The organism is Nocardia sp. NPDC088792 (assembly GCF_044750615.1).
In the GTDB taxonomy this organism is placed as follows: domain Bacteria; phylum Actinomycetota; class Actinomycetes; order Mycobacteriales; family Mycobacteriaceae; genus Nocardia.
In genome coordinates, this window is sequence record NZ_JBIVKC010000007.1 from 124753 (window position 1) to 137304 (window position 12552).

At 66.7% G+C, this 12552-nt stretch carries 10 protein-coding genes and 1 pseudogene; 5 read left to right on the forward strand and 6 right to left on the reverse strand.

Annotated elements, in window-relative coordinates:
• The first annotated feature begins 138 nt into the window (after positions 1-138).
• On the forward strand, positions 139-2436 hold the full coding sequence (locus ACIP5Y_RS40455) for a HelD family protein (protein ID WP_400358972.1): 2298 nt from the start codon (positions 139-141) through the stop codon (positions 2434-2436).
• A gap of 133 nt (positions 2437-2569) precedes the next feature.
• On the opposite strand, the gene ACIP5Y_RS40460 is transcribed toward ACIP5Y_RS40455, so the two are convergent.
• From ACIP5Y_RS40460 to ACIP5Y_RS40470, 3 genes are all read right to left on the reverse strand, one after another.
• Positions 2570-3022, reverse strand: a complete 453-nt coding sequence (locus tag ACIP5Y_RS40460; protein ID WP_397013619.1) for a universal stress protein — start codon at positions 3020-3022, stop codon at positions 2570-2572.
• Between the two features lie 339 nt (positions 3023-3361).
• On the reverse strand, positions 3362-3781 hold the full coding sequence (locus ACIP5Y_RS40465) for a DoxX family protein (protein WP_400358285.1): 420 nt from the start codon (positions 3779-3781) through the stop codon (positions 3362-3364).
• A gap of 92 nt (positions 3782-3873) precedes the next feature.
• Entirely contained in the window at positions 3874-4746 is an 873-nt protein-coding gene (locus ACIP5Y_RS40470) for a DUF6597 domain-containing transcriptional factor (RefSeq protein WP_400358286.1), read from the reverse strand.
• A 56-nt stretch (positions 4747-4802) separates the two neighbouring features.
• Here ACIP5Y_RS40470 and ACIP5Y_RS40475 point away from each other — a divergent pair, with 56 nt between their 5' ends.
• A complete protein-coding gene (locus tag ACIP5Y_RS40475) occupies positions 4803-5273 on the forward strand; it encodes a VOC family protein (protein ID WP_400358288.1) in 471 nt (156 codons plus the stop codon).
• 92 nt (positions 5274-5365) lie between these two features.
• Here the strand turns inward: ACIP5Y_RS40475 and uvrB are convergent, their stop codons facing one another.
• Entirely contained in the window at positions 5366-7531 is a 2166-nt protein-coding gene (uvrB, locus tag ACIP5Y_RS40480) for an excinuclease ABC subunit UvrB (RefSeq protein ID WP_400358290.1), read from the reverse strand.
• Positions 7532-7909: 378 nt separating this feature from the next.
• Between uvrB and ACIP5Y_RS40485 the strand changes: the two genes are divergently transcribed.
• Together ACIP5Y_RS40485 and ACIP5Y_RS40490 are read left to right on the forward strand one after the other, a co-directional pair.
• Positions 7910-8419, forward strand: coding sequence for a DUF402 domain-containing protein (locus tag ACIP5Y_RS40485; RefSeq protein WP_400358292.1), 510 nt, complete (start codon positions 7910-7912; stop codon positions 8417-8419).
• Between the two features lie 105 nt (positions 8420-8524).
• Positions 8525-9049 (forward strand): DUF402 domain-containing protein, encoded by a 525-nt coding sequence (locus ACIP5Y_RS40490; protein WP_400358294.1) that lies wholly within the window; start codon positions 8525-8527, stop codon positions 9047-9049.
• 152 nt (positions 9050-9201) lie between these two features.
• Here ACIP5Y_RS40490 and coaE read toward each other — a convergent pair.
• Positions 9202-10137: pseudogene (gene coaE, locus ACIP5Y_RS40495) on the reverse strand (dephospho-CoA kinase); the annotation flags it as partial.
• Between the two features lie 562 nt (positions 10138-10699).
• Here coaE and ACIP5Y_RS40500 point away from each other — a divergent pair.
• Entirely contained in the window at positions 10700-10915 is a 216-nt protein-coding gene (locus tag ACIP5Y_RS40500; protein ID WP_397013592.1) for a hypothetical protein, read from the forward strand.
• Between the two features lie 79 nt (positions 10916-10994).
• Here ACIP5Y_RS40500 and ACIP5Y_RS40505 read toward each other — a convergent pair whose 3' ends face one another.
• Positions 10995-12539, reverse strand: a complete 1545-nt coding sequence (locus ACIP5Y_RS40505; RefSeq protein ID WP_400358295.1) for a phospholipase C — start codon at positions 12537-12539, stop codon at positions 10995-10997.
• Positions 12540-12552: the final 13 nt, after the last annotated feature.

Consider the following 12552-nt stretch of genomic DNA (forward strand, 5'->3'; position numbering starts at 1 on the left):
TCACCAGCCGATACGGCGCGTTCGCGAAACGGCCACTAGACTCGACAACTCTGTTCTCGATGGTGCGCGCGTCGTGTTCCGACGACCGGCGTGGTGACAAGGAGTTCTGTTTTGCCCGACCTCACCGAGGAGCGTTCCGTGCCGGTGTCCGATGCTGTCGGCGCGGACACGGAACGGGAGCAGCAGTACCTGGACGTGCTCTACGACCGCCTGGACGGTATGCGCGAGTACGCGCAACGGCGACTCAAAACCGTCCTGCTGGAAACCGGCGGCACGCCACAGGCCCGCAGCGAACGCGAATCCTTCACTCAGCTCTACTCCGAGGATCTCGCCAAATACGATGCCGCCGAACACGGTCTGTGCTTCGGGCGCATCGATCTGGCGCCCGGCGCCGACGGCGATACCGACGGCAACGGTGAGAGCGAGAACCGCTACATCGGCCGCATCGGCATCCTCGACGAGGCCAAGGACTACGAGACGCTGCTGCTGGACTGGCGCGCTCCCCTGGCCCGGCCGTTCTATCTGGCCACCACCGCCGCACCCGACGGCGTCACGCGGCGGCGCCACATCCGCTCCCGTAATCGCCGGGTCACCGCGATCAACGACGAATACCTGAGCCTGGAGGCCGCCCGCGCCGACGGCGTGATCAGCGGCGACGGCGGCGTCGGCAGCGAGAGCGCACTACTGGCCGCGCTCAATGCCGCGCGCACCGGCCACATGAACGACATCGTGGAAACCATTCAGAGCGAACAGGATGCGATCATTCGCTCCGAGCACAAGAGCGTGCTCGTGGTGCAGGGCGGGCCCGGCACCGGCAAGACCGCGGTGGCGCTGCACCGCGCGGCGTACCTGCTGTACACCTACCGGCAGCAGCTGGACAAGGCCGGCGTGCTCATCATCGGGCCCAACTCCACCTTCCTGGACTACATCGGGCAGGTGCTGCCGTCGCTCGGCGAGACCGGTGTGCTGCTGTCCACCGTCGGCAACCTGTACCCGGGAGTGCAGGCCACGCTGGAGGATTCGCTGCGCGCCGGCGAGCTCAAGGGCTCGCTCGACATCCTCGAGGTGCTCAAGAAGGCCGTCCGCGACTGGCAGGAAGTGCCCAAGGATCCGATTCGGCTGCACTTCGACGGGCGGGAACTACTGCTGGACCGCCGGATCGTCAGCAAGGCGCGCGGCCGCGCCCGGTCCTCACGCCGCCCGCACAACCTGGCCCGGCCGGTCTTCGCCGCCGGCGTGGTGGACGCGCTCACCGATCAGCTCGCCCAGCTCATCGGCGGCGACCCGCTCGGCGGGCGGAACCTGTTGAGCCAGACCGATCTCACCGAGATCCGCGACGAAATGCGCGCCGACGCCGAGATCCAGCGTGCCATCGCCGGCCTGTGGCCCATCCTCACCCCGCAGGACGTACTCGGCGGATTGTGGGCCGACCCCAAGCGATTGGCCAGTGCCGCACCGCATCTCAGCGAGGCCGACCGCGCCGAACTGCACCGCCCCGACAACGGCGAGTTCAGCGACGCCGACGCACCGCTGCTCGACGAGATCGCCGAACTGCTCGGCGTCGACGACTCCGAGGAGCGGGAACGCTCCCGCCGCCGCTGGCGCGCCCAGCTCGCCGAGGCGCAGGACGCCCTCGACATCCTGACCGGTTCCGCGCCACAGGATCTCGAAGACGACCTGGACCCGGAACTGCTCATGGCCTACGACCTCATCGACGCCTCCCAGCTGGCCGAACGCCAGCAGGTCCGCACCCGGCAGACCACCGCCGAACGCGCCGCCGGCGACCGCACCTGGACCTACGGGCACGTCATCGTCGATGAGGCGCAGGAACTTTCGGAGATGGCCTGGCGAATGGTCATGCGGCGCATCCCGAACCGGTGGATCACCGCCGTCGGCGATGTGGCGCAGACCGGCGACCCGGCGGGCGCGTCGTCGTGGCAGCAGATGCTGGAACCGTATGTGGCCAAACGGTGGAAGCTCACGGAGCTCACGGTCAACTACCGGACGCCGTCGGAGATCATGGCCGTCGCGGGTGACGTGCTCGCGGAGATCGATCCGGGGGCAGCGTCACCGCGGTCGGTGCGCGACTCCGGTTTCCGGCCCGCCGCGCACCGCGTGGCCGCGGACCAGCTCGAGGCGGAGGTGAAGCGGCTCATCGACGCCGAGGCCGAGCATCCGGGCACCAGCGCCGTGATCGTGCCGCACGATCTCGCGCCGGAACTGGCGCATCTGACCGATGATTCGGTCCGGGTGCTCACCGTGCACGAGGTGAAAGGCCTGGAGTTCGACGGGGTCATCCTCGTCGAGCCGCACCGCATGCTGAGTGAGTCGCCGCGCGGTCTGAACGATCTCTACGTGGCGCTGACGCGTGCCACGCAGCGGCTGAACGTGGTCCACACGGCCCACCTGCCACCGGTGCTGCATCGGCTGTACTGAGCGGCGGCCGTATCGAACGCAGCAGCGGCCGTGCCCGGTTGGGCACGGCCGCTGCTGTGTTCTCTGTCGAAGCGCCGCTGCTGTGTCCGCTGTCGAAGCGCCGCTTCGGTGTTCGCTGTGAAGCGTTCGATACTCAGCGCGTGGTGTGCACGATCAGCACGTCACTGCGGGACTTGCGCGCCACATCGGAGGGCACGGAACCCAGCAGGCGGCCCGCGAGCGTATTGAGGCCGCGGTTACCGACGACGAGCAGGTCGGCGTCGACCTCCTTGAGCAGGTTGAGCAGCGACTCGACGGGCTCACCGACGACGGCCTTCTCGACCACGTTGGCGGCGCCCGCGGCGACGGCGCGGTCACGCGCGACGCGCAGGATCTCGCTGGTGGGCGCGGAGCCGCGCACCTGGTACGCCTCGTCCTTCAACACGTCCGCGGCGGCCGCGACATCACGGTCGTCGGTGGGGTAGTACGCGCAGGCCACGTACAGCGTGGCGCCCTCGTCGCCGGCCAGAGCCGCGGCCCGCTCGACGGCGACGTACGACGAGTCCGAGCCATCGGTACCGACGACGATCGTCCGGTAGGCGGTCATTCTCTCCTCCAAGTGCAAGGGTCGGGGCCTTGGCGGCCGCACTGTGCGGTTACCGCCGCGGCAACTTCGCCTGACAATAGCGGCATATCCGACGGAAATTTTCGATATCGCAACACATCACACTCACGCGCCGTGTCCGCCGTGGCACACATTCCCGCGGGGCCCCGGAAAGGGCCTCGGCTACCTGCGAATTCTCCCGGCGTTGTGACGCACGTCCGAAATTGCCAACTCCATTGCGCGCCTGGGACATTCGTCACAAGTCCGATATGTCCCGGATGCGGTCCGGCCCGCCTGTTCGTGAGGGTGCACAACAGGCGGGCCGGTAAATCGTGGCAGGTCCTACGAAAGGCTGAAAAGCGGTCCGGTGAGAGTCAATCCGAGGTCGCTGCCCACATAGGCGAAGAAGGCGAAGAGCATGAGCGCGGCGCCGGCCAGGGAGATGTCCTTGTTGAACTGGATCATGTCCAGCTGCTTGGCCTCCGCGTCGGTCTCCTTCCAGAACGCGTGCATCAGGAACGCGGTCGGCACCAGGAACACGAGCAGGAGCAGCGAGCCCAGATCGGCCCAGACGCCCAGCAGCACACTCAACGCACCCGCGAGCAGCAGCACGCCCGACGCGGGCACCGCCACCTCCGCCAGCGGGACCCCCTTGAACTTCGCGTACTCCACCATCTGCTTGCGCTGGGCGATATGGCCGAAGCCCGAGCCGAGGAACAACAGTACGAACAACACCCGCCCGATCAACACCAGAACATCCATGGCCCCGCTCCTTAGTCGATTGATCACTCGCCAATGGGTGACACGGCAACCAACTTCATCCGCGGCGTGATTATTCCCGATCTCGCCGAATATCAGGAGAGTAGCGAGATCCGGGCATATTCCAGTGGAGCCATCCCGATCTCCTTGGCGAACTCGTTGGAGAAGTGCGCCTGATCGAAGTAGCCCAGCTCCACCGCCAACGCCGCCAGATCGGAGGTCCGGCCCGCAGCCAGCAGATGCGCGCCGTCCTGCAGGCGATAGCGGCGCAGCACCCACTTCGGCGTCACACCCACATAGCGGCGGAACAGGCGCTGCAGGGTGCGGACGGGGATATCGAAGCGCTCGGTGACCTGATCGACGCGGGTCAGGGCGCGGTCCTTCGCCATGACCTCGATCAGGTCCAGCACCTGCAGGTAGGCGGTGTCGTCGGCGACGGCCCGCCGCTCGGCGGCAGCTGCCAGGAACTCCTCGATCAGTGCGCGGCGCTGCTCGTCCGTGCCGAGGGCCAGCACCCGCTCGGCCAGACCCGCGGCCTCCGGAAAGATATCGGTGAGGTCCACCGAGGTATCGGTCCACTCGGCGACGTCGAGACCGGTGAAGGCGCCGAAACCGCCCGCGCGGAACTTCACGCCGAAGGTCTCGCCCTCCCCGGCCAATTCGCGCACGTACTTCGTGGTCCACACGCCGGTGAGGAAGCCGCCCGTGCGCTCGTGCGTGCGCTCGAAGGTGATATTCACGCAGGGATAGGACAGCACCTCGGCCGGAAACGGCGGCAGGCCACGGCGATCCCAGTGCACCGCCCAGTACCACTCCACATAGCGGCAGACCTGCTGTCCGGCGGGCAGGCGGCTGTGATTGCTGATGCGCAGGTGATCCCGCGGGCGCAGGATCCCCTTCGCGGTCTCCGGAGGCGGGACCGGGACCGGGGTGAAAGCGCCGTTGTTCGTGCCGTTTTCGTTGTTCATCGAGCCTGTCGCATTCTTACAAGACCGTGCCGGCCGGTGCGGCCAGAGTGGAGTTCATGAGCGACGCAGTGAATCCGATCCCCGAGGGCTACCACTCCATCACCTGCTTCCTGGCGGTTGCCGATGCCAATGCGGCCATCGACTTCTATACGAATGTGTTCGGCGCGAAGGTGCTGAGCCGCAATGACCTTCCGGACGGTCAGGCCGCTCACGCCGAACTCCTGATCGGCGATTCCACCATCCAGGTCGGCATGCCCATCCCCTCCGAGGGCCTGCGCGCCCCCGCCGACGACTGGGTGCACGCCAGCATCGTCCACTACTGCCCCGACGTCGACGTCGTCTCGCAGCTGGCCCGCGAGAACAACGCCAAATTCGTCGCCGACCCCGCCACCTTCGTCACCGGCGACCGCTACGGCCGCGTCATGGACCCCTTCGGCCACCGTTGGATCGTCATGACCCGCGTAGAAGACATCTCCCGCGAAGAATCCGAACGCCGCGTCAACGAATGGATGGCCGAGCAAAGCTGATCCGGAACCGCCCCGGAAGAGCGTTCCAGACTCGGTGTGTGTGACTGGAATCAGCCACACACACCGAGCGAAAACACCTGCAGCCCAGCAATTCACGAGAGGCCGGCGGCGTCCATGCCGCGGAGTTCCTTCTTGAGGTCGGCGATCTCGTCGCGGAGGCGGCCCGCTAGCTCGAATTGGAGTTCGCGGGCGGCGTTCATCATCTGGGCGGTCATGTCCTTGATGAGGTCGGCGAGTTCGGCGCGGGGCATGTTCTTCACGTCGCGGCCCTCGTAGACGCCGGCGCTGATCGCACGACCGGGTTCGCCCTGGGCGCGGCGGCCACGGCTGGCATTGCGGCCCGAGCCGCCCACCTCGACCTCGACGTCTTCCGCTTCGCGGTAGACCTGGTCCAGGATGTCGGCGATCTTCTTGCGCAAGGGTTTCGGGTCGATGCCGCGCTCTTCGTTGTAGGCGACCTGCTTGGCGCGGCGGCGTTCGGTCTCGTCGATGGCCTGGCGCATGGAATCGGTGATCTTGTCCGCGTACATGTGGACCTCGCCCGAGACATTGCGCGCCGCACGGCCGATGGTCTGGATGAGGCTGGTGCTGGAACGCAGGAAGCCTTCCTTATCGGCATCCAGGATCGCGACCAGCGACACCTCCGGCAGGTCGAGCCCCTCACGCAGCAGGTTGATACCGATCAGCACATCGAATTCGCCGAGCCGCAGCTGCCGCAGCAATTCCACCCGGCGCAGGGTGTCGATCTCCGAGTGCAGATACCGCACCCGCACACCCAGACCCAGCAGATAGTCGGTGAGATCCTCCGACATCTTCTTGGTGAGGGTGGTGACCAGCACGCGCTCGTCCTTCTCGGCGCGCACCCGGATCTCGTGCACCAGATCGTCGATCTGTCCCTTGGTCGGCTTCACCACCACGTGCGGATCCACCAGCCCGGTCGGACGGATGACCTGCTCGACGAATTCGCCACCGGTCCGGCCCAATTCGTACGGGCCGGGCGTAGCTGACAGATACACCGTCTGCCCGATGCGGTCGGCGAACTCCTCCCAGGTGAGCGGCCGATTGTCGACCGCCGAGGGCAGCCGGAAGCCGAACTCCACCAGGTTCCGCTTACGCGACATGTCACCCTCGTACATGCCGCCGATCTGCGGCACCGTCACATGGGATTCGTCGATGACGAGCAGGAAGTCCTCGGGGAAGTAATCGAGCAGGGTGGCCGGCGAGGACCCCGCCGGGCGGCCGTCGATATGCCGCGAATAGTTCTCGATGCCCGAGCAGAATCCGACCTGCTTGATCATTTCCAGGTCGTATTGGGTGCGCATGCGAAGTCGCTGCGCCTCCAGCAATTTGCCCTGTTTCTCCAAATCGGCCAGCCGCGCTTCGAGTTCCACTTCGATATCGGCGACCGCGCGCTCCATCCGATCCGGGCCCGCCACATAATGGGTGGCCGGGAAAATACGGACCATATCCACCTGCCGCACCACATCACCGGTGAGCGGATGCAGATAATAGAGCGCCTCGATCTCGTCACCGAAGAATTCGATCCGCACCGCCAATTCCTCGTAGGAGGGAATGATTTCGACGGTGTCACCGCGCACCCGGAAGGAACCGCGCGTGAAGGACATGTCGTTGCGGGTGTACTGGACATCCACCAGCAGGCGCAGCAACCGGTCCCGATCGATCTCGGTGCCCACCTCCAGCTGCACCGACCGATCCAGATAGGACTGCGGCGTGCCCAGGCCGTAGATGCAGGACACCGACGCCACCACCACCACATCGCGCCGGGACAGCAGGCTCGACGTGGCCGAATGCCGCAAGCGCTCGACATCGTCGTTGACCGAGCTGTCCTTCTCGATGTAGGTGTCGGTCTGCGCGATGTACGCCTCGGGCTGGTAGTAGTCGTAGTACGAGACGAAGTACTCGACGGCATTGTGCGGCAGCATCTCGCGCAACTCATTGGCCAGCTGCGCGGCGAGGGTCTTGTTGGGGGCCATGACCAGGGTCGGCCGCTGCAACCGCTCGATGAGCCAGGCCGTGGTGGCCGACTTACCGGTACCGGTGGCGCCGAGTAGCACCACGTCCCGCTCGCCGCCGTTGATGCGCCGCTGCAGCTCCTCGATGGCTGCGGGCTGGTCACCGGCGGGTACATGCTCGCTGACGACCTCGAACCGGCCCTCGATGCGCTCGATCTCGCCGATGGGCCGGAACTCCGAGTGGGCCAGCGGCAGGTCGTCCGGGATCTCGGTTGCAAACGCCATGGTGACCAGCCTAGAACGACCCACCGACAGATTCCGGGCGAGTGCCCGGGCAGGCCGGACCGGTGCCGCCTGGACCGCCCGCCGGGCGTGTCTCCGGAGACGGCCGGTCAGAGCGCCCTTTGTTCCTTCGAACACATCACCACTGCGTAAATTGTCCGAATTATCCGTTCTTCGAAGCATCCTCGCAGGAATTCCGGCTTGATGACGGTGAAATTCCGGTCTGCTCACAGGGGTTCCGCTCGGCCCTCCCAGGTGTAACCTAGGCAAGCTGGTCGCACGAGGTTCGAGAAGGGCGAGGCGATGACCGGTTTGCATACGCCACAACGGAATTCCACAAATGGGGCACTGCCGCAGGACTCGATCGGCAATACTCCCCCGGTGTCCCCGCATCGCCCCAGACTCGAATACTTCAACCCCGCCGATCTGTCGTGGACCGATCATCGGGGTTTCTGTCACTCGGTCGACGGCATGCACGCCGCACCGCACGGACTGTACGTGGAACGGGTCGTCGACAACCCGAAATACCACTACATCGAATCCTGGCTGCTGCCCGACCTCGGACTGCGCGCCACGGTCTATCACCTACGGCCCGGTCACGACCGCGGGCAGACCTACTACCTGGACATCGGTGACTACGGGCCGGTGAACGGCGGCAAGAAGTGGCGCGCCGAAAGCTACTACCTGCATGTCGTGGCCCGTCCCGGCCAGGCGCCCGAACTGCTCGGCATCGACGAACTGCTGACCTCGCACGCCGCCGGGCATTTCGATACCCACCGGACGCACCGGGCCATCGAACACGCCGCCGCGGTGGTGGACGGCATCGCCGGCTGCGACCACGATGTGGATCGCTGGCTCGCCGCCAAGGGCGTCGTCCTCACCTGGCTGTAGCGCAACGTCTCCGCGCCGTGTCTCTGCGCTGTGTTCTGCAAACAGTGGGCGACGCCGCAGCCGCTGCCCTGGACGACCGCGGCCGAACACGCGATGCTGAATGACATGACTCAGGCGCCCGCGGTGGACCTGCACCGACCCAAGGTCGAGTACTTCAATATCGACGAGCTCACCAATATCGATCCCAAGGGTTTCGTGCGGCAGGTCGAGCGCTACCAGGTGGAGCCGTTCGGGCTGTACATGGCGCGGACCTCCGATCATCCGGAGTTCCACTACATCGAATCCTGGCTGCTGCCGACGGTGTCGCTGCGCGCCACCGTCTTCCACTTCACGCCCGCGCACCGGCGCGACCAGGACTACTACGTCGATATCGGTGAATTCGCACAGGTCGGGCCCAAGCAGTGGAAGTCCGTCGACCACTACCTGGACCTGGTCGTGCGCCAGGGCCGCGAGGTCGAACTCCTCGACGTCGACGAGCTACTAGCGGCCCACGCCGCCGGCTACCTGGACCTCGCCGCCGCCCAGCGCGCCATCGAATCCTCCACCGCCACCATCGACGGCATCGCCGCCCACGGCCACGACTTCGACGCCTGGCTGGCCTCCCAGGGCATTCAGCTGACCTGGATGTAGGCAAGCGCCACAAGGAAAAAGGGGCCGCCCGCACCAGCAGGTGCGGGCGGCCTTGTCATTGGCGAGCGCCGACGGCAACCACCGGGCATCGCGGCCGATGCCGGTGCGGCCGACTCCCACAGCGGCGGCGGTTACGCCTCCGGGGTGAGGATTATGTTCGCGGGGCGGCCGGGGTCGGTGTTGGCGTGCAGGCGTTCGCCGGGGGCGAGGTCGGTGCCGTCCGGGGTTGCGGGCGGGAAACCTATGTCGGACAGGCGGTTTCGGAGCGAGTCGGCGGTGGCCGGGTCGGCGACGGTGATGCGGATGTCGAGGAGGTCGGGGGCGGGCTTGCCGGGGACGGCGGTGGGGCCGACATGTTCGATGCGGCGGGCGTCGGCGGCACAGGCCACGGCGAGGCGGGAGATGATGCGCCGCGCCTGGGCCGGCCAATCCGGATTCGATTCCACGACGGGCAGTTCCGGGCGGCTCGCGGGGGCGCCGGTGCGGAGGTTGCGCTCGAAGGGGACCAGGCGTTCGGTCCAGAGGCGGTGCACGGCCGCGTCGATGCTGCCGCTGTGGCCGTTGTTGTCGAGCAGTACGTCGGCGACGGCCCGGCGCTGGGCATCGGTGGCCTGGGCCGCGATGCGGGCGCGGGCATCGGCCTCGTCGATGCCGCGGAACTCCACCAGGCGGTGCACGCGGGTCTCCTCGGCGGCGTCCACGATCACCACCAGGTTCATGAAGGGCGCGAGGCCGTTCTCCACGAGCAGCGGGATATCTTGCACCACAATGGCATCCCCGGGCGCGGCGGCGATGAGTTCGGCGGTGCGCCTGCCGACCAGCGGATGGGTGATGCCATTGAGCGTGGCGCGGGCCTCGTCACTGGCGAAGGCCTTGGCGGCCAGGGCCGGTCGATCCAGGCTGCCGTCGGCGGCGAGAATCCCGTCGCCGAACGCCTCGGCGAGCGCGGCCAGCCCCTCGGTTCCCGGCGCGACCACCTCGCGGGCGATCACATCACTGTCCACCAGCACGGCACCCTGTTCGACGAGGATGCGCGCCACGGTCGACTTACCCGCACCCATGCCTCCGGTGAGACCGATTCGCAACATTGGACCAGTGTCTCAGAACCACGCGCGCGCGGCGCAGCCGAGCCGCCTCATGCAATCCGATAGCATCCGCCGATGTGTTTCCCTGAAATGCGGCAGCGCGTTCGGCGCGTAATTCCCCGATGACATTGCCGGGACCGGACTTTCACCGATTGCCGACGATAAACACGGCTCCGAAATCAATGGTCGCCGTTTCCGCGGCCGATGCCGGGACGGGGGCCGTTGCCGCTGCGGAGCCGCAGCTCGCGGCGGCCGCTCGGGCAGCTGGGGCCCGGCAGCGGGAGGCCGCGGACATGGTCCGATCGCAATGGGCTATGACCGTACGGCGTGAACAATGCGTATTACCCACTCACGGTGGCAATTTCACATGCGATTACGGTCCTTGCTCGTTCCGTGACTTCGACGAGACCGTATCGCAACTTTTTCTGGGATTCCGGACCGTTTGTCGGCAAGATTCCGACACGCCGGGGTCGAAGGTCCGCAAAATACGGTGCATCACACTTTTGTTCGGCTAAGGTTCGCCGCAGGCGATATTGGGCCGGTAAACGCAAGAGAAGGAACACCATTGGGCACCAGAATCATCCAGACGGGTCGCCACCGTCTGGGACTGCCGGGCACGGTGCACTGCATCGAGATCCCCGCGGTCGCGGCAGCACTCTCCGAGTACCGCCGTTCGTGGCTCAGCACACTACTCAGCCCGGCTCGGCACAGCTTCGCCGCCATGCGAAAACGCACTCCCGCGGTGGCTGCTACTCCCCAATGGGTTCCGGCGACAGCCTGATTCACGGCCCCGGCCGATACAGCAAATGTCCGCGACCGTTCACACGGAAAACGGTCGCGGACATCACTTCCGGTACGACTCAGACCAGACCGCTCGGCTTACGGCGAGTTCCCGGATCCTGCACCGGCATCGAGTTCGGCGGCACCGGGTAGGGAATGCCCTTGTCCGCGGTGCCCAGCGCGATGTTCGGACCGCACTGCGCCAGCGCGGCCTGGACCTTCCGATCCGCCGGTGCGAAAGCGGGTTTCGTCGCGTCCGGGGACGCCGCGAAGTCGAAGGTCGAGGACATGTCGCCGGTGACGCTGCGGCGCCAGGAGGTCAGGTTCGGCACGTCCACGCCGAAACGCTTCTCGATCAAACGCAGCTGCGAGGTGTGGTCGAAGGTCTCCGAAGCGACCAGACCGCCACGGCTGTACGGGGAGATGACGAAGCACGGCACCCGGTAGCCGAGACCGATCGGCCCGGTGATGCCCTCGTACTTGGCGGCCAGCGGCGCGGTCACGTACTCCCCCGGCGTGCCCGCGGGCGCGGTCGGCGGGGTGACGTGGTCGAAGAAGCCGCCGTTCTCGTCGTAGCTGACGATGAGCGCGGTCTTCTCCCACACGGCCGGGTTCGAGGTGAGGATGTCCAGCACCTGCATGATGCCGACCGCGCCGAGCGCCGGCGGCAGCGCCGGATGCTCGCAGTTGAACAGCGGCGGGATCACCCAGGACACCGCGGGCAGTTGCCCGGAGGCCACATCGGCGGCGAAATCGCTCGGGTAGACCGGGGCCTTACCGCGCCGTGCCAGTTCGGAATTCGGGTCGGCGGCCTGCTTGAAGCAGCCCAGCATGCCGTCCAGGATCACCGAGGAGATCGGGCCGACGTCGCGGTTGTTGTAGATCTTCCAGCTCACGCCGGCATCGGACAGGTTCTCCGGCATGGTGCGCCAGCTGTACGCGTTCTGCGGTATGAGAGTGGGGGTTTCGAGCAGCGGGCCGCCGTTCAGACCATCCGGGTCGATGGTGGCGGACATCCAGTAGAGGCGGTTCGGGTCGGTCGGGCCGAGCACCGAGCAGTGGTAGGAGTCGCACAGGGTGAAGGCATTGGCCAGATCCCAGTGCACCGGGATATCGGCCTGCGTGTAGTAACCCATTGCGGCAGGGCCGTTGTCGGGGCCGACCGAGGCGATGGACATGGGCATCCAGCCGTCGTTCTTGCCGCCGTTCCACGCCTTGTGCATGGCGGGCCAGCTGTGGTCCGGGTCGTTGATGCATTCGCCGTCGAGGCTGGCGCCGCGTTCGGTGTCGAGGCGGAAGGGGTTGATGAAGCCGTCCGCGGTCGGTCCGACGCCGGGCTGGTAGCCGTACTGGTTCCAGGCCGCGGACGGGTCGCTGAACCCGCGCACGCCGGACATGGTGCCGAAGTAGTGGTCGAAGGAGCGGTTCTCCTGCATGAGCAGGACGATGTGCTCGATATCGCCGAGGCCGCCCATGCCGGCCGGATCGGCGGCGTAGGCGCGTTCGATGATCGGGCTCGCCAGGGACGCGAGGGCGGCGGTACCGCCCGCGGCCATCGCCTTCGCCAGAAAGTCTCGTCTGTTCATGCCGGCGAAAACGCCCATGGTCCGGTAGTGCCCTTCCATCCATACGAAACAT